Origin of the sequence: Protofrankia sp. Cas3, assembly GCF_963555955.1 — a bacterium.
In the GTDB taxonomy this organism is placed as follows: domain Bacteria; phylum Actinomycetota; class Actinomycetes; order Frankiales; family Frankiaceae; genus Protofrankia.
In genome coordinates this window covers 1-23,224 of sequence record NZ_CAUVXP010000096.1, presented here as the reverse complement: position 1 = coordinate 23,224, position 23,224 = coordinate 1, and the positions used below count along the sequence as shown (strand labels likewise).

Sequence of the window (23,224 nt, the reverse complement as noted above, 5' to 3'; positions counted from 1 at the left end):
GGTTCCCCCCGCCGTCACCGCCGAGCGCGGCCGGCTGGTCGACGCGATGACCGACTCGCACGCCTACCTGCACGGCAAGCGCGTGGCGCTCATGGGCGACCCCGATCTCGTCGTGGGGCTGCTCGGGTTCCTGCTGGAGCTCGGCGTCGTGCCGGTGCACGTGGTGTCCACCAACGGTGACGAGGCATTCAAGAAGCGTGCCGAGGCCGTCCTGGCCGCGAGCCCCTATGGTCACCACGCCACCGTCTGGACGGGCAAGGACCAGTGGCACCTGCGGTCGCTGCTGTTCACCGAGCCGGTCGACCTGCTGGTCGGGAACTCGTACCTGAAGTTCCTGTCCCGGGAGGCGAACCTGCCGCTGGTGCGGGTCGGCTTCCCCATCCCGGACCGTCACCACCTGCACCGGTTCCCGATCGTCGGCTACGAGGGCGGGATCACCCTGCTCGCCCAGTTCGTCAACATCGTGCTCGACGAGCTCGACCGCAACGCCCCAGACCACAGCTTCGACGTCATTCGCTGAGGTGGAGATGGCTGCCCTGACCCGCGGCACGCTCGCGACAGTCCCGCTGTTCGACGAGCCGGCATGCGATCACAACCGCACCAAGGACCTCGCGACGCGAAAGGCGGGATGCCCGAAACCCAAGCCGGGCGGTACCGCCGGCGGCTGCGCGTTCGACGGTGCGATGATCACGTTGGTGCCCATCGCCGACGTCGCCCACGTGGTGCACGGGCCGATCGGATGTGCCGGCAACTCGTGGGACGGTCGGGGCAGCCTCTCTTCCGGTCCGACGCTGTACCGGCGCGGCTTCGCCACCGACGTCGGTGAACAGGAGGTGGTGTTCGGCGGGGAACAGCGCCTCTACGACACCGTCGTCGAGGCCGCCCGACGCCACCGTCCAGCCGCGGTCTTCGTGTACTCCACCTGCGTCACGGCGATGATCGGCGACGACATCGACGCGGTGTGCGCGGCGGCGGCGACCGTGACCGGGGTACCCGTCGTCCCGGTGCACGCGCCCGGCTTCGCCGGCAGCAAGAACTTCGGCAACCGCCTCGCCGGTGCGGCCCTGCTGGAACACGTGATCGGCACGGTCGAACCGGCGTTCACCACCCCCTACGATGTCAACCTGATCGGCGAGTACAACATCGCCGGCGAGTTGTGGGATGTCACCCCGGTGCTGGCCACACTCGGTATCCGGGTGCTGGCGAGCATCAGCGGGGATGCCCGCTACGCCGAGGTCGCCGCCGCTCATCGGGCCCGGGCGACGATGGTCGTCTGCTCGCGCGCACTGCTGTCGCTGGCCCGCGGGCTGGAAGACCGCTACGGCATCCCATGGTTCGAAGGCAGCTTCTACGGCCTGCGGGCGATGGCTGACACGCTGCGTGGGTTCGCCGGCCTCCTCGGTGATGACGAGCTCGTCTGGCGCGCCAACGAGCTCATCGCCGCGCAGGAGGCCGGCGTCGCGGCGGCGCTCGCCCCCTACCGGGAGCGCCTGGCCGGGGCCCGCGCAGTGCTCTACACCGGCGGCGTCAAGAGCTGGTCACTCGTCTCGGCACTGCAGGACCTCGGGGTGGAGGTCGTTGCCTCCGGAGCGACGAAGAGCACCGACGACGATGTCGACAAGATCACAGCGTTGCTCGGCCCGGACGGTCATGTGATCAAAGACGGAAACCCGACCGAGCTGCTGCGCATCGTCCGCGAGACCCAGGCCGACATCCTCATCGCGGGTGGGCGTAACCAGTACACCGCGCTCAAGGGCAGGCTGCCGTTCCTCGACGTCAACCAGGAACGCCAGCACGCCTTCGCCGGCTACGCCGGAATGGTCGAGCTGGCTCGCCGTCTCGACCTGGCGCTGTCCAGCCCGATCTGGGAGCAGGTTCGCGCGCCGGCCCCGTGGGACCGGCCCGCCGCCCCTGAGAACACCGAGAACGCCGAGAACACCGAGAACGGGGCCCCCTGATGGCACGCGTGGTGCCCGGCGCCACCGGCGCGGCGTTCGATCCGCTCAAGCACAGCCAGCCCCTCGGCGGCGCCCTGGTCTTTTTGGGCCTGGCCCGCTCGATACCGCTGCTGCACGGCGCCCAGGGCTGCACGGCCTTTGCCAAGGCCCTGCTGACACGGCACTTCCGCGAGCCGATTCCGCTGCAGACCACGGCGGTCACCGAGGTCAGCGCCGTGCTCGGTGCGTCCGACTCGGTCATCGCCGCGTTGGACACGATCAGTGAGCGTAACCACCCGGATGTGATCGGGGTGCTGACCACCGGCATGACCGAGGTCAACGGCGAGGACCTGCTCGGTGTCCTGCGGACCTCGCCGTACGGGCCGGCGGCGTCCGTCGCCCCGGCCGCCGGGCACCCCCTGGTCGTCCCGGTGTCCACGCCGGACTTCCGCGGCGGGCTGTCCGATGGCTGGTCGGCCGCGCTGGAGGCCCTGGTCGGTGCCGTCCCCGGCGCCGGAACGGCACCGACCAGGCATCGGCAGGTGGCGGTGCTGGTCGGCCCGTCGTTGTCCGCCGTCGACCTCGACGAGATCGCCGGGCTGGTGCGGGCGTTCGGGCTCGACCCCGTGCTCGTCCCGGACCTGTCCGGCTCCCTGGACGGCCATCTCGACGAGGCCTGGTCGCCGCTGACCACGGGTGGGACGAGCAGGTCGGACCTGTTCGGGCTCACCGCCTCGGGTGCGGTGACGGTGATCGGCGCGACCGCCGCCGGCGCGGGTGCGGCGCTGGCCGCTCGCGCCGGCGGCCGTGCAGCCCTGACCGTGCACGATCATCTCAGCGGGTTGGAGATGGTCGACCGGCTGGTGCGCATGCTGATGGATCACAGCGGCGTGCCCGCGCCCGAGTCGGTCCGCCGGTGGCGGCGTCGGCTCGCCGACGGCCTGCTAGACAGCCATTTCGTGCTCGGTGGCGCACGGATCGCGCTGGCCGGTGAGCCCGAGCAGCTCGTCGCGGTGGGCTCGCTCCTCTACGACGCCGGCGCTGAGATCGTCGCGGCGGTGTCCCCGACCGACGCCCCGGTGCTCGGCCGGGCGCCATGGGACGAGGTGGTCGTCGGTGACTTCCTCGATCTCGCCGAGCGGGCCGCCGCCGCCGGCGCCGAGCTTGTCGTGGCATCCAGTCACGGATGCGAGGTGGCCGACCGGATCGGCGCGGCACACCTGGCCCTGGGTTTCCCCGTGTACGACCGTCTCGGCGCGCAGCTGCGGGCCACCGCGGGTTACCGCGGCAGTCTCCAGTTGCTCGTCGACACGGCCAACTGCCTTCTTGATCATCGCTCCGGCCGGCGTCCCGAGCCGGGGCGTGAACCTTCTGCGACCCGGTCCAGCAGGCGTTATGAGGATATGAGGAGTTGACGTGCTGAAAGTCGCATTCGCCACGAGTGACGGCAGCGCCGTCGACCAGCATTTCGGTGTGTGTCGTCGGTTCGACGTGTACGAGGTCTCGGCGACCGCGGCCGAGCGGGTGGAGACGCGTACGCTGCCCCCCGCCGATGACGACGAGGACAGCAAGATCGAAAGTCGGCTGGCGGCGGTGGCCGACTGCTCGATCCTGCACGTCTGCGCGATCGGCGGGTCCGCTGCAGCCCGGGTGGTGAAGGCCAAGGTCCATCCGGTGAAGACCGAGCCGGACACCCGGGTGATCGATCTGATCGAGCGGTTGCAAGGTGTCCTTGCCGGGAATCCGCCGCCGTGGCTGCGCAAGGTGATGCGCCAGCACTCACCGGATCTGGCGCCCAACTGGACCCCCCGATGAGCGGCCCCACCGGCCCCACCGGCGCTGGAGGTGCGCCGAGCGTGATCGCCGGCAGCGGCTTCCTGCGCGACCTGGTCGACCAGCTGCGGGCCGGCGACACCTACGGACAGTTCGACCGGCTCGGTGTCGAGAAGCTGCTCGGCCCGTTCGTGCTCACCGCGGCGCGGCGGCGCGAGCTCGCAATCACCTGCGACATCGATCCGGCGACCGAGGGGCGACTGCGTACCTACTACCAGGCGGTCGCGGCTGGTATCGAGAAGGTGACCGGTCAGGTCACCGGCTACGTGCTGGACCTCAGCCACGAGGGCTTCGGTCGGGTCATCGTGTTCGTCGGCCGCCTCGTGGTCATCTCCGACGTCCTGCGTGACGCCCATCGGTTCGGTTTCGACTCCATTGATCATCTGGCCGAGCGTGGCGAGGCGCTGGTACGCGCCGGCGCCGCCCTGGCCGGCGCCCACCCGGAGGTGGCCCGTGACGACTCCTGACGAGATCCCCCACCTGCAGACGAAGCTGAAGAAACTCAACAGCCTCGCCACCCGCTTGAAACTCGATCTGCACGACCTGGCCGAGGACCTGCCGATCGGCTGGGAACAGATCCTGGAGACGGCCACCGCCACGTACAACACCTATGTCGAGATCAACCGACTGGAACACGAACTGGCAAAGGTGGATGCCCGGTGAGCGCCCGCCCGCCGGTGCCGCCCGTGGCGCCGGACACCGACCGGTTGGCGGACTTCCGCCGTGCCGAGACTGCCGAGGAGTACTTCGAAACCCTCGACGTTCCTTACGACCCGCGGGTGGTTGCCGTCAACCGGCTGCACATCCTGCGGCACTTCGCCGCGGCGGTGGCCCGGATCGACGCCGACCCGGCCCTGCCGGCCGCCCGCATCGCCGCCTATCGAACGGCGCTCGTGGACGCCCATGAGGTGTTCACCACCGCCGGGGCACTGGACCACCGTCTGTTCAAGGTCCTGGCCGACCGTGCGCCCCAGGCGTTCGTCGCCCTGGCTGCCGTCACCGTCGAGTCAGTCGTCGAGTCAGTCGTCGAGTCAGCCGTCGAGTCAGCCGTCGAGTCACCGGGGAGTGTGCGATGAGAGCCGCGTTCGACATCGGTGACGAGGTGAGCGCCGTCAAGGCGTTGCGTAACGACGGGACCTACCCCGAGCCCGGCATCGCTGTCGGCGACGTGCTGGTCGACGCCGGATCGGTCGGCCACGTTCGCGGCGTCGGGCTCTACCTGCAGGAGCACATCGTCTACGCGGTCGCGTTCACCAACGGCCGGGTCGTGGGCTGCCTGGAGAAAGAGCTCAGCCCGGCGACGGTCGCCGCAGGTCATGAGACCCGTCACGAGGCGTGTCACGAAGGAGGTGAACCAGCATGACCGAGGGTTCCATTCCACTGCCGGTGCTGCCCTCTGCGCAGCCCACGCAGCAGGCTGCCGGCGAGGCGGTGGCTCCCGCCGGCGGGTGCGCGTCGACCAAGGGTTGCGGGAGTAGCGCCACCGGACTCGACCCGGAGATCGCCGAGAAGATCGCGAACCATCCCTGTTACAGCCAGGAGGCGCACCAGTACTACGCCCGGATGCACGTCCCGGTCGCGCCCGGCTGCAACATCCAGTGCAACTACTGCAACCGCAAGTACGACTGCTCCAACGAGAGCCGGCCCGGTGTCACCAGCCGGCTGCTGTCGCCGGAGGAGGCGCTCGCCAAGGTCAAGCGGGTTGCCAGCGAGATCAAGCAGATGAGCGTGCTCGGCGTGGCCGGGCCCGGTGAACCGCTGGCGAACGCCGGCCGTACCTTGCGCACGATGGAAATGGTGGCCCGGGACTGCCCGGACATCAAACTCTGCGTGTCCACCAACGGGCTCACCCTTGTCGACCACGTCGATCGCATCGAACAGCTCGGCATCGACCACGTGACGATCACCATCAACATGACCGACCCCGAGATCGGGGCGCGGATCTACCCGTGGGTGCTGTACCGGGGCAAGCGGCACACCGGCCGGGAGGCGTCGAAGATCCTTTCGGACCGGCAGCTGGCGGGGCTCGCCGCACTGACCGAACGCAAGATCCTCTGCAAGGTCAACTCGGTGATGATCCCCGGTGTCAACGACGACCACCTGGTCGAGGTCTCCCGCACCGTCCGGGGCATGGGTGCGTTCCTGCACAACGTGATGCCGCTGGTGTCCGCACCCGAGCACGGCACCCACTACGGCCTGACCGGGCAGCGCGGCCCCACCCCGACGGAGCTCCAGGCTCTGCAGGACCGCTGCGCGGGCGACGACGGCGCCGAGATGAACATGATGCGCCACTGCCGCCAGTGCCGGGCCGACGCGGTCGGGCTGCTGGGTGAGGACCGCAGCGAGGAGTTCGGCCCGGAGACCTACCTCAACGGCGAGGTCACCTACGACCTTGCCGGGCGCCAGCAGGCACACGCCGCGATCGAGCGTTGGCGCACTGACGTCCGGGCCACCCGCGAGGAGTTGCGGATCTCCGCGGACGGCATCGCCAAGCCGGCACGGACCGTCCTGATCGCTGTCGCCACCAAGGGCGGCGGCGTGGTCAACCAGCACTTCGGCCACGCCGAGGAGTTCTGGGTCTACGAGGCGGGCGAGAACTGGGCCCGCCTGGTCGGCACCCGCAGCGTCGCGCGTTACTGCGAGGGCCCGTCTGAGTGTGATGCGGACGAGTCGGTGCTCGACAAGACCGTGCGGCTGCTGTCGGACTGTGCTGCCGTGCTGTGCAGCAAGATCGGCAATGGGCCGCGGGAGGCACTGACCGCTGCCGGGATCGACGCCGTCGAGTGTTACGACCTCATCGACTCCGCCGTTGCAGCCCAGGGCGCGCGGCTGGCTGCTGCGACGCCGTCGCAATCCCCGACCGGGCCGGGCGGGTCGCCCGAGCCGGGCCAAGAGCCGGTGGTGGCGCGGTCGATGATCGCCAGTCGCCTCGCAGCGGAGGTACGATCATGATCAGTAAGTTGCAGGTTGTTCTCACCGAGCGCGCGGGCGACCAGGTGCGTGCTCTGCTCGCCCGCGACGATGCGACCGCCGGCTACGGCCTGCGGGTCGGTGCGCAGCCCGGTGGATGTTCGGGCTACACCTACAGCCTGGCGCTTGCGCCCGCCGCCGAAAAGGGGGATGTCATCGTTCGCCAGGACGGGTTCGACGTGCTCGTGGACTCGGCCTCGGCCTCGATCGTCCACGGTGTCCGTATCGACTATGTCGAGTCGCTGACCTCGTCGGGTTTCGTCTTCTCCAACCCCAACGCGTCGGACCCCTGCTCATGCGGGTCGTCGTTCGCCGCGCCGGAGCGCAACGGGAACGAGGATGCACTGTGGCAGCAGGTCGAGGATGCGATGGCGCTGATCCGCCCGTTCCTGCAGCGTGACGGCGGGGACGTTTCGGTGCTCGATGTCACCGGTGGAGTCGTGTCGGTGCGGCTGACCGGCGCCTGCGGGGGGTGTTCCTCCGCGTTGGACACGCTCGCGGGCGTCATCGAACGTCAGTTGAAGGAATCGGTGCCCGCGGTCGAGCGAGTCGTCCTCGCCCCCTGACCGCGCCTGGACGTATCGGGAGATGGACCAGTGAGTATCGCGATCAGTTTCACCGACCGGGCGGCGGACAAGGTGCGCGCGCTGCTTGACCGCGCGGGGACGGCATGCGCATCGGGTCTGCGGATCTGTGTCGACACGTCCGGCAACTGCGCCGGTCACCGTTATCGGCTCACGGTCGTGCCGGCACCGGCGGACGGTGATGTCGTCACCCGCGTCGGGGATTTCGAGGTGTTCGTCCCCGCCGACGCGACGGATCAGTTCGACGGCATCCGTATCGACTACACTGAGTCGCTGATGTCGTCCGGCTTCACCTTCTACAATCCGAACACGCGTAGCAGTTGCCTGTGTGGCCCTTCGTTCGTACCCCCGGTCCAGCCCGACGGGGTGGAGACGTCGCTGTTGCAGAAGGCGAACGTGGCAATCCAGTACATCCGACCGCATCTGCAGCTCGTCGGACGGGACGCGTCCGTCGTCGGGGTCGCCGACGGTGTGGTCTCGGTCCGGCTGACCGGTGCGGGCCTCGAGCACGAGGCCGAGATGATCGCGCTGGTGCGGACGGTCGAGCAACAGCTGCGGGAGGCCGTTCCCGACATCAGCCGGGTCGTGCCCGCGGCCGTGAGCCGATAGCGCGGCCGGGAACGGCGGCCGGGAATATGGGTGGGGACATGCAGCGCTTTGCACGTCAACTGACACTGGATGGTTTCGGCGGACCGGGACAGGAGCGACTGTGCGCGGCGACGGTGCTTGTGGCGGGGGTGGGTGGGGTGGGCGGCGCCGTAGCCACCTATCTCGCCGCGGCTGGCGTCGGGCGGCTGGTCCTCGTGCATCCCGGCGCCCTCGAGATACCCGACCTCAACCGACAGACGCTTATGCGACCCGACCGGGTCGGTGATCCGCGGGTGGCCTGCGCCGCCGACACACTGCGGGTCCACTATCCCGACGTCACGGTCGAGGCGTGGGACCGCGACCTGTTCGACCCGCATATGCCCGGTCTCGTCGCCGGTTCGGACGTGGTGGTCGACGCCCGCCACAACTTCCCCGAACGTTTCCGGATCAACCGGATGTGCCTGGACCTGGGTGTGCCGCTGGTCTTCGCGGCGATGAACACCACCGAGGCCCAACTGCTCACGGTCGTGCCGGGCGGGCCGTGCCTGCGCTGCGTGTTCGCCGACGGGGACCCGCAGTGGGACCCGCTCGGCTTCCCGGTGCTCGGCGCGGTCGCCGGCACCGTGGGGTGCCTGGCGGCCATGGAAGTGATCAAAACGGTCGCCCGGTTCGGCGAGAGGCTGACCGCCAAGCTGCTCGCCTTCGACCTGTGGGACATGGATTTCCGCTCGTTCGCCGTGACCCGTGACCCGGACTGCGTCGACTGCGGGGCGCACCGGTCGGAGGTGTACCAGATGCACCGCCGTGAGCCGACCCCGATCGGGGCCGGTCTGGCCGGCCTGTGTGGCAACGACGATCCACGCTGACGACGATGATCTATTTTGACCACAACGCCACCACACCGGTCGACCCGCGGGTGCTGGCCGCGATGCTGCCGCTGTTCGCCGAGCAGTGTGCGAACGCCTCCAGCGGTCACGTCGCGGGCCGGGCGGTCGCTCGGCTCGTCGAGCAGGCTCGGGGGCAGGTCGCGGCGCTGGTGGGGGCGAACCGGCGCAACGTCGTGTTCACCAGCGGAGCCACCGAGGCGGTCAATCTCGCGATCCGCGGCGTCCTGGCCGGCGCCGGGTCCCCCCGTCGGCGCATCCTGGTGTCGGCCACCGAGCACAAGGCCGTCCTGGCCGCGGCTGCGCAGGCCGTGAGCATCCACGGGGGCACGGTCGGGTTGGTCCGGGTGCTGCCCGACGGCACCCCGGATCTCGACCACCTCGCCGCATCGCTGTCATCGGATGTCGTGCTGGTCGCCGTCATGGCGGCCAACAGCGAGACCGGCGCGATCGCGGACGTCGGGCGGGCCGCCCAGCTCGCGCACGGCGCCGGCGCCCTGTTCCTCTGCGACGTCACGCAGGCCGCGGGCAAGATCCCGGTGGCGCTGGACGCTGGCGAGATCGACCTCGCGGTGCTGAGCGCACACAAGATCTACGGCCCCAAGGGGGTCGGCGCGCTTCTGGCCAGCCGGCGCCTGCAGGCCCGCCTGACGCCGCTGATCGTCGGCGGGGGTCAGGAACGCGGCCTGCGCAGCGGCACGATCAACAGCGCCGGCATCGTCGGATTCGGCCAGGCCGCGACGATCGCCGCGGCGGAACTGGCCGCCGACGCCGATCGCCTGCGCCGCCTGACCGCGCTGCTGCACCATCTGCTCACCGAGAAACTCGACGGCGTCGCGCTCAACGGCCCGACCGTCACCCGGCTGCCGAACACCCTGAACCTGCGGTTCGTCGACGCTGACGCCGACGCGGTCATGACGGCCATGCCGCAGGTGGCCGTATCGGCGGGCAGCGCCTGCCAGGGGTCGAGTACCGAACCGTCCCACGTGTTGACGGCGATGGGCCTGGGTGCCACCGCCGCGTCCCAGAGCCTGCGTTTCAGCCTCGGTCGCCCCTCCACCGCCGAGGAGGTGCAGGCCGCGGTCGGCCATGTCGTCTCCGCCGTCGAGCACGTCCGCGCTCTGGGCGCTGATTGAGGGGGCGGTGGTTTCGGTCATTCTGACAACCGCTTTCACCTACCGCTGCGCAGGCGGAGCCGGAGGGGGCGGTGGTTTCGGTCATTCCGACAACCGCTTTCACCTACCGCTGCGCGGGTAGAACGTCGAGGAAGCCGGGCGGTACGTGGCTGGCCAGCCAGACACCGTTGGCGCTGCGCCGGAACCGGTGGCCGGCCTGGTGCATCGCGCCCGAGTCGACGGTGAGGATGACCGGTTGGCCCCGGCGGGCGCCGACCCGTCCCGCAGTATCCGAATCAGCCGACAGATGGACGTCGTGGCGTCCCATCGGGCGGAGCCCCTCCCGACGGATCGCGGGCAGGAAGGACCCGATCGTGCCGTGATAAAGCACCTCTGGCGGCGGCGTCGCCGCCAGACCGAGCTCCACCCGCACGGAATGGCCCTGGTTGGCACGGATGTGCCGCCCGGCGTCGTCGACAGCGAAACGTTGCTTGTCGCTTGTCGCCACGACCTCGTCGAGTTCGGCCCGGCTGATCGGGAAACCGGACCGGGCGCAGGCGTCGAGTAGATCGGTGACGGGTGTCCACCCCGCGCTGTCGAGAACAATGCCGATGGCATCGGGCGCGTGCCGCAGATGGCGGGACAGGTAGCGCGACACCCGCTCCGCGCGACGCGCAGTCATATCTACCATAAGGTCCAGACTATCCGAGTCATGGGCCGAGTACCCGCGGTCAGGATCGGACGCGGGGTGCCTGGTTCCGGCTGACGGTGTCGATGATCTGTGCGGTCGGGCCGACGACCAGGACCTCGTCACCTGGCCGAAGCCGGGTGTGGCGGGTGGGCCGGTAGTTGGGGGCCCGGTCGGGGGTGCCGTCGTGCTCGGATGAGGTGGCGATCGCGAGCAGCCGGGTCCCGGTCGACAGCTCCTGCAGGGTCGGGCCGTCCAGGCCACCGCCGGCGACCACGGTGATCCGCGCGACCAGGAAGGGCTCACGGTCGACGTAGAAGGTGCTCACCACCTCGTAGTCGAGGGCGGCGCCGACAAACCACGGGGTGGCCAGGGCGGACGCGCTGCGGGCGGTGTGGATGGCGAACCTGCGTTCGGCTTCGTCGGCAAGGGTCGTGTCGAAGATGCGCAGCACCACCCGCAACCCGGGCTCGCCATCGCCATTGCCATTGCCATCAGATCCGGGGGCGCGGGTTCGCGCCGGGTCGATCCCCGACCGGTGCCGCCGGCGCCCGCGTCCGCGTCCCGGCCGGTGCGGTCGACGGCCAGCGCGACGACGGTCCGCGTGATGATCGTTGAATGCCTCCCGCGCGGAGAGCACAGCCTCCAGGTTCGCCACGTCGTCGCTGGTCAGTGCGGCGAGGGTGGTGGCCCGGGCGAGTCCGGCCTCCATCAGGGTCGCGCGGACGGTGGCGTCACCGAACACGACCGGCACCTTGAGGTCGCGGACCACCGAAAGGAAGCGGTTGTTCGCATCTCTTTCGACGATCACGACGTCCCGACCGGCGGCGACGAGGCCTTCCACGGTGGCCAGCCCAACCGAACCGAGCCCGCAGACGATGACGTGGTCACGCACGGTCGTGGCACGCCCGTGGCCGATTGTCCGTTCCAGCCGGCGGCTGATGATCACATTGGTGATGAACGCGTACACGATCGCGATGGACAGCGCACCGAGGAGGATCAGGGCGATGCCGAATGCCTGTAACCAGGATGCCGCCGCACCGAAGCTGAAGTCGCCGTAGCCGACGGTGGCCATGGTGGTGACGGTCAGATAGAACGCGTCGAGAGGGCCGAAGTCCGCCGGCGCGGCCGGATCGTTGTTGGCATAGGTCAGGCTCAGCACCAACGTGCCGATGGTCATGATGGTCAGAACCGCGCCGAGGGCGAGCCGGAACGGCCGGTCGAACTCGGCCGCAGTGGTCACGGCGAGGTCCCGTATCCAGGCGTGCGGGCGGCGGCGGCGGCCTGCCCGGCCCGACGGTGGGTCGGTGCGGTGTGCCGACAGGTTCGCCAGCGCGTTGACGTCATGCACGCTGCTCACTCGGACGCCGTTGTCGGCGAAGTCCGCCAGCCTGCCGAGCAGGGCGATGTGGTCGCCGGGGGTGACACCGGTATCGCGGCTCGGGCATACCTCCACCTGCCGCGCACCCGGTCTGCGCAGCGCCACCGGTGTCAGATTGCCGAAGACCTGCCGGAACGCCCCGGCTGTGCGGACCGGGACGTCCACCACCGTGAAGATCTCCGATCCGAGCCGGAACGCATGCCGGACGTCGGAGCGGATACAGGCCTCGACGAAGCTGTGGCCGGCCTTCTCCGCGAGGTTCAGCACGCGCACGCTGGGCAGCGCCGCGCCGAGCTGATCGCCGAGCGGGGCATTGGTGACCCGCACGACAAGGCGCAGCTCGGGTGCGATCTCGGTGGCGACCAGCGCCGTCTCAAGATTGTCGAGATCGATGTCATGGCAGGCGATCAGCGCCATCGCGCCTGCGATCGACGCCTGCCGCAGCGCGTCCCCCGTATGTGCCGAGTCGGCCAGGACGGGGATCCCCCACCGCTCAAGGCGGCGGCGCAGCGGACCGACGTCGCGTCTCTCGATGACGACGACGGCCACCCCCGCGGTGTGGAGCTGCTCGGCGATCCGGAAACCCAGCTCGTTCAACCCGCAGACGATGACATGTCCGGAGACGATCTGGCTGAACGCATGGCCGGACACGACCCTCACCACACCTCCGTCTGGACTCTCGACCCGGCCGTTCTGGCCGCAGTATGCCGTCCCTGTGCCCGGTTGCGCTCCGACCCGACCGTGCGGACCTCGACCGTGCGGACCGGCGGGTGGCTGCACCGGCGTTCGCCGTCCGGGCATACTGCGTGGCGACGACGGACGGAGTCGGTGGCACCCGCGTGAGCGGGCGCGGTCATGGGCGTGCCCACGGGACGGGAGAACCACTCGGGATGCCAGCGGTGGAGCCGTGGCATGGATCGGTGCTGGAAGCGGTGTTGGAACGGATCACCTATGCCAACGAGGAGACCGGTTACACCGTCGCCCGTGTCGACACCGGTCGGTCCGGTGACCTGATCACGGTAGTGGGCGCGCTGCTGGGTGCACAGCCCGGCGAGGCATTACGCATGCGCGGCCGATGGGGCTCGCACCCGCAGTACGGTAAGCAGTTTCATGTCGAGGATTACACGACGGTGCTGCCGGCCACGGTTGCGGGTATCCGCCGCTATCTCGGTTCGGGGCTCATCAAGGGAATCGGGCCGAAGCTCGCCGAGCGGATAGTCGAGCATTTCGGGGTCGCCGCACTGGACGTCATCGAACAGGAGCCCGAACGGCTGATCGAGGTTCCCAAACTCGGACCCAAACGCACGAAGGCGATCGCGGCCGCCTGGGAGGAACAGAAGTCGATCAAGGAGGTGATGGTTTTCCTCCAGGGTGTAGGGGTGTCCACGTCACTGGCAGTGCGAATCTTCAAGCAGTACGCCGACCGCTCCATCGACGTGGTGCGCACCGAGCCGTACCGGCTGGCAACCGATGTGTGGGGAATAGGTTTCCGGACGGCGGACACGATCGCCAAGGCCGTCGGGATTCCCCATGACAGCCCGCAGCGCATCAAGGCCGGTCTTGCGTTCACCTTGTCGGAGGCCACCGGGGACGGCAACTGCTTCCTGCCCGAACACCAGTTGATCGCCGAGGCGATAAAGATCCTGCAGGTCGACACCGGAGCGGTGATCGAGTGCCTGGGCGAGCTCGTGGCGGAGGATGGCGTTGTCCGCGAGGAGATCCCCGGGGAGGACCCGGCCGAGCCGATCGCCGCGATCTATCTGGTTCCCTTCCACCGTGCGGAGATTTCCCTGGCGGGCCAGCTGCTGCGGCTGTTGCGGACGCAGCGCGACGCGATGCCGTCCTTCGTCGAGGTCGACTGGGACGCCGCCCTGGCCTGGCTGCGGGATCGGACCCGGGCCGAGCTCGCGCCGGCGCAGGTGGCGGCGGTGAAACTGGCCCTGACCGAGAAGGTCGCCGTGCTCACCGGCGGACCCGGGTGCGGCAAGAGCTTCACCGTGCGCTCGGTGGTCACCCTGGCCCGCGCCAAGGGCGCGAAGGTCGTGCTCGCCGCGCCGACCGGCCGGGCTGCCAAGCGGCTCACCGAGCTGACCGGGCACGAGGCGGCCACCGTGCACCGGCTGTTGGAACTGCGACCGGGCGGGGACGCGGCCTACGACCGCGACCGCCCGTTGGACGCCGATCTCGTCGTCGTCGACGAGGCGTCCATGTTGGATCTTCTGCTGGCCAACAAGCTTGCCAAGGCGGTCGCACCCGGGGCGCATCTGCTCCTGGTCGGGGATGTCGACCAGCTGCCGTCCGTCGGCGCCGGCGAGGTCCTGCGTGATCTGCTGGCCGACGGCACGCCTATTCCGCACGTGCGGCTCACCCAGATCTTCCGCCAGGCGCAGGAGTCCGGTGTCGTGACCAACGCGCACCGCATCAACAAGGGAGATCATCCCCTGGTACGCGGTCTGTCCGACTTCTTCTACTTCGCCGCGGACGAAGCGCAGGATGCCGCGCAGCTGACCGTCGACGTCGTGGCCCGCCGCATTCCGCTGAAGTTCGGGCTCGACCCGCGCCGGGATGTACAGGTGCTCGCGCCGATGCACCGGGGCCCGGCCGGGGCCGGGGCGCTGAACGTCCTGCTGCAGGAGGCTCTGACTCCGTCGCGTCCGGATCTGCCCGAACGCCGGATCGGTGGGCGGGCCTTCCGGATCGGGGACAAGGTGACCCAAATCCGCAATAACTATGACAAGGGCGCCAGCGGCGTCTTTAATGGAACTCTCGGGGTGGTGACCGCTCTCGACCCCGACGAACAGAAGCTCACGGTGCGTACAGACGAGGAGGAGGACGTCGACTACGAGTTCACCGAACTCGACGAACTCGCGCATGCCTATGCCATGACCATCCACCGGTCGCAGGGTAGTGAGTACCCGGCGGTGGTCATCCCGGTCACCACGAGCGCGTGGATGATGTTGCAGCGGAACCTGCTCTACACCGCGGTCACCCGGGCGCGCAGGTTGGTGGTCCTGGTCGGGTCACGCCGGGCGATCGGGCAGGCTGTCCGCACGGTGAGCGCCGGGCGCCGCCACACCGCTCTCGACCATCGGCTACGGGCACCCGACGGGTACTGAAGACCTGGTAGGCGTGTGCAAGGAGCCGGAAAGCGGTCCGTATCCTTAACCGTCGGTGGAGAGCTGTTGGTCGACATGTCGTGTGTCGGTATCGCGTGTGGCGACATGATCGTGATCACCTTCATTCATTTCGGTCTTGTGGGGTAGCTATGGGAAGTCGTAGTCGCGAACGGCGGCGAGCCAAGCAGCAGGCGCGCGACGACCGGGCCCGGGCCGCCGGCACCGGCCCAGGCGCACGTCCTGGTCCTGGCTCCACGTCCGGTCCTGCTCCTGGTCCTGGCTCCACGTCCGGTCCCGGTCCTGGTCCTGCTCCCGGTGCCAGCCGGTCAGCCCGTCATGATTTCGACGCCTATCAGCACGACCGGCAGACCGCCGACCTTCTGGTCGGTGGGGCCATGCACGCACAGCACACGCAGGACGGCATGGAGTTGTCCCGCTGCATCGTGCTGTTGACCGAGCCTCCGGTCGGGTCCACCAGGCGGCGGATGGTCGACCGGGCCTTCGCGAGCTGGCTGAACCGCATGGTGGAACGTGCGTGGGACAACGGCTGGCAGCCGGCGGACGTCGTGCGGATCGTCAGCCGGGAGGGCGGTGCGCGTCAGCTGCGGATGACGGTCGACGCGATCGCCGCTCAGATGCGCAGGTATGCCGCCTCCACCGTGGACGAGCGCTGGGAGGCGCAGCTCGCGGCGCTCGAAGCCACCGTCTGGTGGGCCGATGACGATGGCTGGCTGGACGCCTGGGGTGAACGCGAAGGTGAGGATCGGGTCGGGGTGGTCACCTGCGCCGTGACGGTGCTTGGGATTCTCGGTACTTTGCCCCCGCTCGCGCAGCTGTGCCCGCCGCCCGGCACCGCGCGTCGCGGGACGCTGCACCCTGACCGGAGCGCTGGTCGGACGGTCGACGCGCGCATGCTCGACCGGGTCCGCGCGCTGTTGGCCAAGGCCGAGTCGACCGGCTTCGCGCAGGAGGCCGAGGCGCTGACCGCCAAGGCCCAGGAGCTCATGGCCCGGCACAGCATCGACTACGCCCTGCTGGCCGCCGAGACCGGGTCGCGCGACGAACCGACCGGCCGTCGGGTCGGCGTCGACAATCCCTATGAGACGCCCAAGGCGCTGCTGCTGGACAAGGTCGCCACCGCGAATCGCTGCCGGGCGGTGTGGACGAAGGACCTCGGTTTCGCCACGGTGCTCGGTTTCGAGTCCGATCTCGACGGCGTCGAGCTGCTCTACACGTCGCTGTTGGTGCAGGCGACCACGGCGATGACGCGGGAAGGCTCCCGCCAGGACCGCTACGGGCGGTCGCGGACCCGTTCGTTCCGCCAGTCCTTCCTCACTGCCTTCGCCGTCCGGATCGGCGAGCGGCTGCAGTGTGCGACCGACAAGGCGGGGGCCGAGGCGGTCGCCGAAAGGGGCCGGGACCGTCTCCTGCCCGTCCTGGCCGCACGGGAGGACACCGTCCGGGAGGCGACCGAGACGATGTTCCCGGGAGTCGTGTCGCGGCCGGTGACAGCCAACGACCGGGAGGGATGGAGTTCGGGTCGGGCCGCAGCCGAGCTCGCCTCCCTCAACGCCCGTACCGAGGTGAGAGACACTCGGCCCGGGTGACGCCCGGCCGGCCCGGCGCCGCCGACGGTCCTCTTTTGATAGATATATCTTGTCAAAGCGGTTAATTAATAAGAGGATCTACGTGCTGGCCGGCGGACGGCCGCTTCCGGCGTGGCCGGCGCGGGCCAGCGGGTCCACTTGGGTCCCGCGGGGCCCACGGGCGCGGGTGCGTAGCGGTGGTCGCGTGCCTGGCGGCCCTCTAGCGTGAAGGAGTTGGTCTGGTGCGTCGCACCCTGTTCGAACCTGAGCACGAGGAGTTCCGCGCGCTTGCTCGGACGTTTTTCGAGAAGGAGTGCGTCCCGCACACCACCGAGTGGGAGCAGGCCGGTGTTGTCGACCGGGAGGTCTGGCGCAAGGCGGGCCGGGCGGGTCTGCTGTTGTGGTCGGCCCCCGAGGAGTTCGGCGGCGCCGGGGTCGACGACTACCGGTTCAGCGTGATCCTCGCAGAGGAGTTCTGGGCCACCGGAACCGTCGGTTTCGGCTTCGGGCTACAGAACGACGTGATGCCGCCGTACATCATCACGCTGACCACCGACGAGCAGAAGGCGCGCTGGCTGCCCGGCTCGGTGAGCGGGGACATCATCTGGGCGCTGGGGCTGAGCGAGCCCGGTGCCGGCTCGGACGTGAAGGCGATCCGCACGACCGCGCGCCGCGACGGTGACAGCTATGTCGTGTCGGGTTCGAAGACGTTCATCACCAACGGGCTGCTGTGCGACAAGGTGGTCGCTGCGGTCAAGACCGACCCGGACGCCGGTCACCGTGGCATCAGCCTGCTTGTCATCGATGCGGATGCACCGGGCTTCAGCCGCGGCCGCAAGCTCGACAAGATTGGTCAGAAGGCGCAGGACACCGCTGAGCTCTTCTTCGACGAGGTGCGGGTGCCCGTGTCGAACCTGCTCGGGCAGGAGAACCGCGGCTTCTACCACCTGATGGAGAGTCTGGGAACGGAGCGGCTCGGCGCGGGTGTCACCGCCGTGGCCATCATGAAGCGGGCCTTGGCGCTGACCGTGGAGCAGGTGCGTACCCGCAAGGCGTTCGGGACGACGATCGGTTCGTTCCAGAACACCCGGTTCGAGCTCGCCGCGATCAAGACCTTGTGTGACGTCGCGCAGGCCTACGTGGACACGGCAGTGCGCGCACACCTCGACGGCGAGCTCAGCGCCGTCGACGCCGCCGGTCTCAAGCAGTGGACGACCGACACGCAGTGCGACGTCGTTGACCGTTGCCTGCAGCTGTTCGGCGGCTACGGCTACATGAACGAGTACGAGATCGCCCGTTTGTGGCGGGACGGCAGAGTGCAGCGGATCTACGCCGGCTCCAACGAGGTCATGAAGGAAATCGTGGGCCGCTCGCTCGACCTCGACGGCAACTAGGGCGTGTTTGAGTGGTTACTGAAGAGTCCTTAAGGGTCTGGGTGGTCAGATGACGCTCACCGCCGCTCACTGGCCGGCCGACACCACCGTCGCGTTGGTCGAGCAGTCGGTCGGCGACTGGTTGCTCCACGTCGCTGACCAGTACCCCGACCGTCCGGCGCTGCGCTGGCCGGTGGGGCCGGGCCTCAAGACCCTGACCTACGCGGGCCTGGTCGCGCACGCCGGTGCCGTCGCGGGTAGGCTGCTCAGCCTGGTCGAACCGGGGGATCGGGTCGCCCTGTGGGCGCCCAACAGCCCCGACTGGGTCATCGTGCAGTGCGCCAGCGCGCTCGCCGGCACCGTCCTCGTCCCGATCAACACCTCGCTGCGGGACGAGGAGGTCCGCTACGAGCTGGCGCAGTCCGGCGCGACGCTTGTCATCGCGGCGGCCGAACACCGGGGCTCGCCACTGGTTGAGCGTGCGCAGACCCTGGCCGGCGAGCTGCCCGGGCCGGTCCGGGTCCTGCCGCTGGAGAATCTGGGGCACGCACTTGGGCGCCGCCCGGGGCCGTTGCCCGCGGTTCCGCCCGCGACACCTTTTCTCATTCAGTACACCTCCGGGACCACCGGGCGGCCCAAGGGCGCCGTACTGTCCCACTTCGCCGCGCTGAACACCGCCCGTATCGCCGGGCGGGTCTTCGCGGCACCGCTGGTGTGGTGCTCCGGGCTGCCTCTGCACCATGTCGGCGGTTCGGTGTCCGGCGTGCTGATGACCTTCGCCGCAGCGGGAACGATGGTCCTGACTCCGGGGGGCTTCGACCCGGCCCGCACCCTGCGGATGGTCGAGCGGGCGCACGTCACCGCACTCGGCTCCGTCCCGACGATGCTGTACGACCTGTTGGCCTGCCCCGACCTCGCCAGGTACGACATCAGCAGCCTCCAGGTCATCCAGACCGGCGGAACGACAGTTCCACCGGCGCTGATCCGCCGCACCGAAGCCGGGCTCGGCTGCCGTGTCGTCATCTCCTACGGCCAGTCCGAAGCGCCCAACGCAACCGCGTGCCTTCCCTGGGACAGCGACGTGGTGAAGGCCGAGACGCTGGGGCGGGCGTTGCCGCAGCGCGAGGTCCGCATCATCGCGCCGGGCACCGTGGGGACGACCGCCGACCTCGGCGAGCCCGGTGAGCTGTTGATCCGTTCCCCGCTGAACATGAGCGGGTACCACGACGATCCCGAGGCGACCAGTCGGACCCTTGATGGCGAGGGCTGGTTGCACACCGGTGACCTGTGCACGATGGACGCGACCGGAGTCCTGCGGATCCACGGACGCATCCGTGACGTCATCATCCGCGGCGGGGAGAACATCTACCCGCGCGAGGTGGAAGAAGTGTTGGTCGAGCACCCCGGCGTGGCGGACGCGGCGGTGGTCGGCGCACCCGATGAGCGCCTCGGTGAGGTTCCGGTTGCGTTCATCGTGCGTGCCACCGGCGATGTGACCGGTGCTGCCGATGTGACCAGTGCGGTCGACGCCGAGGAGCTGGCGACGTTCGCGCGGTCCCGGCTTGCCTACTTCAAGGTGCCGGTGGACTGGCATGTCGTCGACGCCCTTCCCCGCACGGCGTCGGGCAAGGTCCGCAAGTTCCTCCTGCGGGAGACGATCGCGCAGGCGTCACCGCGCGATTGAAGATCCACCAGGCAGGCCCCGGGTAGCAGCCGGATCGGTATCTGCCCGGCATCGGTGCTGCGTAGCAGCTCCAGCAATCCGGATACGGCAGACTGATCCAGAGTCATCGGGTGTACGCGCCTCCGCGAGTTCTTGGCGGTTCTCACGGGACCGACACGCCCGTCAGGCGATCAAGGATTTCCCGATCTACACCACCCAGGGGGACTCACCCGGGTGAACCGTGCGTACGGGCCTGCATGTGCGTGCGATGTTCACAGTCCTGCTCCGCTCCTGGTTGGTGGATGTTCGTGGGAGACTGAGGGGGCTGGGTCGAGCTGGTGTGAGGAGGGAGCTCGTGAGTGTCGCATTTGCCGAGCATGTCGGCCCGTGGACGATCGCAGACGTTGAGGCTATCGCCGGTACTGGCGACCATTCCCGGTACGAGCTGCTTACGCCGGGTGTCCTGACGGTGAGTCCGGCTCCTGGGACCTCCCACCAGCGAGCGTCGCGGCGGTTGGCGAACCTCCTCGATGCGGCGGCCTCGACCGCTGGTATGGCCGTGGAAGTGCTGGAAGCAGTGAACGTGGAGGCGCCTGGCGGCCGGCTGGCTGTGCCGGATATCGCCATCGTCGAGCGGAGGTTCGCGGCCACCGACCCGATCCGCTACCCGGTGGGCACCGTGCTGGCGGTCGTCGAAATCGTGTCGCCCGGCAGCGAGCCACAAGACCGGATGATCAAGCCGCAGCTCTATGCAGACGCGGGCATTGCCGTGTATTGGCGGTTCGAGCTGGCGCCGAAACCGCACATCGTCGTCTCCGAGCTCCGGCGTGGCCGGTTCGTCTCTACGGTCACCGCTCCAGCTGGCGAGCGGACGGTGATCCCCTGCCCGTTCCCGGTCGATCTCGACCCGGCCGAGCTGGCGCGGCAGTGACCGCAGACCTGATCTGAACGATCGGGAGAGGGCCTGCTGGGCACCGACGGAGGTCATGTCCACGGGCGTGGTGTGCGGAGGATGGGCTGGGGAAAGTCTGCCTGGCTTCGGCTCGTCGCCGTGCAGAGAAGGCATGGAAGGCGCTTGCCCTACGTCGGGGCTGGGGATTCGTGTCTGTGTCCGGACCGGAATTTTTTCAGGATCGGTTCGGCCATCCTCCGTGAAGAAATCATGATCGGTCAGTTCCGGGTCGGTGACTTTGTGCGTACCGAACACCCCGCCGCCGAGCTGGGTGTCAGCCAGTTCATCAGCCCGTCCGAAATCACGCTCAGCTCAGCGCACCGCAGGGCCTGGCTTGCCGGTCTGGGTGTTGTCGGACGCCCGCAGCCGCCTGGGCGGGTTGGTGCCCGGGATGACGTCGCGGCCAAGGTGCTCTTTGATCAGGTGTTTGAGCTCCGCGCCGTTGATGAGAGTTATCCGGTTACGTTGGGCGAATTGTTCGCTGGTACGGCTGAACCAGGACGTCGTGACCAATACGCCGGTGGTGGCATTGTGGTCGGTCATGACACCGGTCAGGGCGTGGACGGCGTCAAGGCCGACCAGGCCGGTCCAGCGTTTGGCCTGGATCAGGCAGACGCCGCCGAAGAAAAGGTTCTTCTGGGTCGCGACGGCGTCTACGCCGCCGTCCTTGGACGGCACGGTCTGCCATGCTTCGGCCCCCATGGCCGCGAACAGGTCCTTGACCAAGTGCTCGAACTCGGTGGGGCTGAGTTTGAGGAGATTGGGCCGGGAGTCCAGATCGGCCAGTTCGTCGAGACCATCGACGAACCGGAAGCGTTTAAGATCGAACTCGATGAACGGTGTGACCTCTTCCAGGTCGAACGGATTCGGCGACACCAGCGCGTTGAGGCGCGTCAGGCAGGCTGCGGGGTCGACCCGGGCGAGCTCAAGATCATCGAACCCGTCCCGCTCGGCTTCCACGCTCAGCAGATGAGGCCGGATGTCCTTGCCGGTGGCGCGGTCGATGGAACTGACCCGTCCGTTGAAGACGACCGCTTCGACGACCTCGGCCGACGTCGCGCTGAAGACCTCGTACAAGATGCGTAGCGCCACCCGGGCCACGAGCTGCGCGTAGCGCTGCCGGATCTCGGTGGCTGGCCTCGGCACCGGGTTGATCTCATCACGAGTCTTGACGTAACGGTACTCGCGGACCACCGGGACCAAGTCCTGCGAGGGAAGTTCAATCTCTATCACGACGTCGCGATTCTCGGGTCGGTAGGCGATCTGCCGCCTGCTCGGGAACCCGTCGGGATAGCGGGAGGCGCCCAGCAGCTGGTCGACGTACCACTCCACCGCCTCCGACTCACCCACGGTGAAGGCGTTCCAGCGTACGGCAAGTTCGCCATTATGCGCAGCAGCCTGAGCTTCGGCCAGCGCGACGCACCGGTCATGTTCGGCCCGCGCTGCTACAAGGGCCTGTAGCCGGGCTGTTTCAGCCCTCTCGTACTCGGCGGTGTCGCCTTCCCATCGTGTCCGTGCGGCAGCGAGCTCTTGCTGGTAACGGCCTGATCCGCCAGTCAGGCGGCTGACAAGCCCGGGCTCGTCCGGCGCGTAGTCTTCCCAGATCGGTGCTACGCCTGCCACCGCCAACGCGCCCGGCCGGAAAACCGGAAGACTCGCAGTGATCTCCATGTGGTGCATGCTGAACGGCGCACGCCCCAGCACCCCGAGCAGCAGTTCGTCGAGTTCGGCGATCCGCGCGGCGAGCGCCGCGGTCTTCTCGTCGGCGGTGCGCTGCTGCGCGGCGATGTGGAGCTCGCGGGCTTCTTTCTCCCGCTGTTTAGCCAGCCGCGCCTGCTCGCGCGTATCGCGGTCGGCTGCCCGGCGAGCCGCAGCCTGCCGTCGTTCCCATTCCGAGCGTCCTCCGCCTTGCTGGGCCATGCAGTAACTCCCCGTCAGTGGTTCCAGCCGTGGAAGCATAGCCATCATACGCCGGAGGGTGACCAAATTTGGACGGAAACGATTTGATCATTTTAGGGCTCTCTGATCGACGCTTCCAGGATTGACCCATGTCTTGCACCGACGTCGCGCGCACGTCGAGTTGGCGTGGAACGGGGAAACCCCGTCCGGGTTCGGGCGTCGGTCTCAGCTGCGGATTGCCGGGGTTAGCGCGGTCTGCTCGAATGGTCGCGGACCTCCGACTCAGGGAGAGTAGCCATGGCATCACCTCGCCACGCGCACTTCGGTAGCTGCCCGTGCGGTGGAACCTACGAGCCGCGCACTGTAGAGGTGACGATGACGGTCGCCGGCAAAGTGGTGGTCTTGGAAAACGTGCCGCAGGGCGTGTGCCCGTCGTGCGGCTCCCGCGTGTACAAGACCGCGATCCTCGAGGAAATCGAGCGGGCCTGGCGCGGCCCGGCTGATCCATTGTCACCGCCATGACATTGTCACCGCCATGACAGACGCGCAAACGGTAAACAGGGTGTAGCGGCACCGCGACATCCCCGCTATCCCGCGCGGCTGCGCTGACCTGCGCGGACGCTTCGGTGTAGCGGGTAGCGCCGCCGCGCGGCCC

At 68.8% G+C, this 23,224-nt stretch carries 22 protein-coding genes; 19 read left to right on the top strand and 3 right to left on the bottom strand.

The genetic code is table 11. The features are described from left to right. The 13 genes from U9983_RS17375 to U9983_RS17315 all read left to right on the top strand — a co-directional run. Positions 1–520 (top strand): nitrogenase component 1 (locus U9983_RS17375; RefSeq protein ID WP_322755042.1); only part of this gene is annotated, 520 nt, incomplete at its 5' end. A 7-nt stretch (positions 521–527) separates the two neighbouring features. Next, positions 528–1,958 carry a nitrogenase iron-molybdenum cofactor biosynthesis protein NifE gene (gene nifE / locus U9983_RS17370; RefSeq protein WP_322755041.1) on the top strand — a complete coding sequence of 477 codons (1,431 nt, stop codon included), beginning with the start codon at positions 528–530 and terminating at the stop codon, positions 1,956–1,958. Next, positions 1,958–3,352 (top strand): nitrogenase iron-molybdenum cofactor biosynthesis protein NifN, encoded by a 1,395-nt coding sequence (gene nifN / locus U9983_RS17365; RefSeq protein WP_322755040.1) that lies wholly within the window; start codon positions 1,958–1,960, stop codon positions 3,350–3,352. Before nifE ends, nifN begins: the two co-directional genes overlap by 1 nt. A 1-nt stretch (position 3,353) precedes the next feature. Further along, a complete protein-coding gene (nifX, locus tag U9983_RS17360; protein ID WP_322755039.1) occupies positions 3,354–3,752 on the top strand; it encodes a nitrogen fixation protein NifX in 399 nt (132 codons plus the stop codon). Then, positions 3,749–4,237 (top strand): NifX-associated nitrogen fixation protein, encoded by a 489-nt coding sequence (locus tag U9983_RS17355; RefSeq protein WP_322755038.1) that lies wholly within the window; start codon positions 3,749–3,751, stop codon positions 4,235–4,237. The genes nifX and U9983_RS17355 overlap by 4 nt, the downstream gene beginning before the upstream one ends. Continuing rightward, entirely contained in the window at positions 4,224–4,433 is a 210-nt protein-coding gene (locus U9983_RS17350; RefSeq protein WP_322747335.1) for a CCE_0567 family metalloprotein, read from the top strand. Before U9983_RS17355 ends, U9983_RS17350 begins: the two co-directional genes overlap by 14 nt. A 23-nt stretch (positions 4,434–4,456) precedes the next feature. Next, on the top strand, positions 4,457–4,846 hold the full coding sequence (nifW, locus tag U9983_RS17345; protein WP_322755044.1) for a nitrogenase-stabilizing/protective protein NifW: 390 nt from the start codon (positions 4,457–4,459) through the stop codon (positions 4,844–4,846). Then, the gene (locus U9983_RS17340) at positions 4,843–5,133 is read left to right on the top strand and encodes a nitrogen fixation protein NifZ (protein ID WP_322755037.1); all 291 of its coding nucleotides are present in this window, start codon (positions 4,843–4,845) and stop codon (positions 5,131–5,133) included. Before nifW ends, U9983_RS17340 begins: the two co-directional genes overlap by 4 nt. Next, on the top strand, positions 5,130–6,722 hold the full coding sequence (gene nifB, locus U9983_RS17335; RefSeq protein ID WP_322755036.1) for a nitrogenase cofactor biosynthesis protein NifB: 1,593 nt from the start codon (positions 5,130–5,132) through the stop codon (positions 6,720–6,722). Before U9983_RS17340 ends, nifB begins: the two co-directional genes overlap by 4 nt. Further along, complete coding sequence (locus U9983_RS17330) at positions 6,719–7,306, top strand: iron-sulfur cluster assembly accessory protein (RefSeq protein WP_322747332.1); 588 nt, start codon at positions 6,719–6,721, stop codon at positions 7,304–7,306. The genes nifB and U9983_RS17330 overlap by 4 nt, the downstream gene beginning before the upstream one ends. 30 nt (positions 7,307–7,336) lie before the next feature. Then, positions 7,337–7,933 carry an iron-sulfur cluster assembly accessory protein gene (locus U9983_RS17325; RefSeq protein ID WP_322755035.1) on the top strand — a complete coding sequence of 199 codons (597 nt, stop codon included), beginning with the start codon at positions 7,337–7,339 and terminating at the stop codon, positions 7,931–7,933. A 38-nt stretch (positions 7,934–7,971) separates the two neighbouring features. Continuing rightward, a complete protein-coding gene (locus tag U9983_RS17320; RefSeq protein WP_322755034.1) occupies positions 7,972–8,778 on the top strand; it encodes a HesA/MoeB/ThiF family protein in 807 nt (268 codons plus the stop codon). A 5-nt stretch (positions 8,779–8,783) separates the two neighbouring features. Then, positions 8,784–9,932 (top strand): cysteine desulfurase family protein, encoded by a 1,149-nt coding sequence (locus U9983_RS17315; protein ID WP_322755033.1) that lies wholly within the window; start codon positions 8,784–8,786, stop codon positions 9,930–9,932. 103 nt (positions 9,933–10,035) lie between these two features. On the opposite strand, the gene U9983_RS17310 is transcribed toward U9983_RS17315, so the two are convergent. Next, positions 10,036–10,593, bottom strand: a complete 558-nt coding sequence (locus tag U9983_RS17310) for an RNA 2'-phosphotransferase (RefSeq protein ID WP_322755032.1) — start codon at positions 10,591–10,593, stop codon at positions 10,036–10,038. A 49-nt stretch (positions 10,594–10,642) separates the two neighbouring features. Beyond that, the gene (locus U9983_RS17305; RefSeq protein ID WP_322755031.1) at positions 10,643–12,640 is read right to left on the bottom strand and encodes an NAD-binding protein; all 1,998 of its coding nucleotides are present in this window, start codon (positions 12,638–12,640) and stop codon (positions 10,643–10,645) included. Positions 12,641–12,870: 230 nt separating this feature from the next. Here U9983_RS17305 and U9983_RS17300 point away from each other — a divergent pair, with 230 nt between their 5' ends. From U9983_RS17300 to U9983_RS17280, 5 genes are all read left to right on the top strand, one after another. Beyond that, entirely contained in the window at positions 12,871–15,096 is a 2,226-nt protein-coding gene (locus tag U9983_RS17300) for an ATP-dependent RecD-like DNA helicase (RefSeq protein WP_322755043.1), read from the top strand. 149 nt (positions 15,097–15,245) lie between these two features. After that, positions 15,246–16,703 (top strand): DUF2786 domain-containing protein, encoded by a 1,458-nt coding sequence (locus tag U9983_RS17295; RefSeq protein ID WP_416211423.1) that lies wholly within the window; start codon positions 15,246–15,248, stop codon positions 16,701–16,703. A 221-nt stretch (positions 16,704–16,924) separates the two neighbouring features. Next, positions 16,925–18,076 carry an acyl-CoA dehydrogenase family protein gene (locus U9983_RS17290; RefSeq protein WP_322755029.1) on the top strand — a complete coding sequence of 384 codons (1,152 nt, stop codon included), beginning with the start codon at positions 16,925–16,927 and terminating at the stop codon, positions 18,074–18,076. A gap of 49 nt (positions 18,077–18,125) precedes the next feature. Further along, on the top strand, positions 18,126–19,739 hold the full coding sequence (locus U9983_RS17285; RefSeq protein ID WP_322755028.1) for a class I adenylate-forming enzyme family protein: 1,614 nt from the start codon (positions 18,126–18,128) through the stop codon (positions 19,737–19,739). Between the two features lie 334 nt (positions 19,740–20,073). Next, positions 20,074–20,649 carry a Uma2 family endonuclease gene (locus U9983_RS17280; RefSeq protein ID WP_322755027.1) on the top strand — a complete coding sequence of 192 codons (576 nt, stop codon included), beginning with the start codon at positions 20,074–20,076 and terminating at the stop codon, positions 20,647–20,649. A gap of 333 nt (positions 20,650–20,982) precedes the next feature. Here U9983_RS17280 and U9983_RS17275 read toward each other — a convergent pair whose 3' ends face one another. Continuing rightward, positions 20,983–22,590, bottom strand: a complete 1,608-nt coding sequence (locus tag U9983_RS17275) for a restriction endonuclease (RefSeq protein WP_322755026.1) — start codon at positions 22,588–22,590, stop codon at positions 20,983–20,985. A 276-nt stretch (positions 22,591–22,866) separates the two neighbouring features. On the opposite strand from U9983_RS17275, the gene U9983_RS17270 reads away from it, so the two are divergent. After that, entirely contained in the window at positions 22,867–23,091 is a 225-nt protein-coding gene (locus U9983_RS17270) for a YgiT-type zinc finger protein (RefSeq protein WP_322755025.1), read from the top strand. Positions 23,092–23,224: the final 133 nt, after the last annotated feature.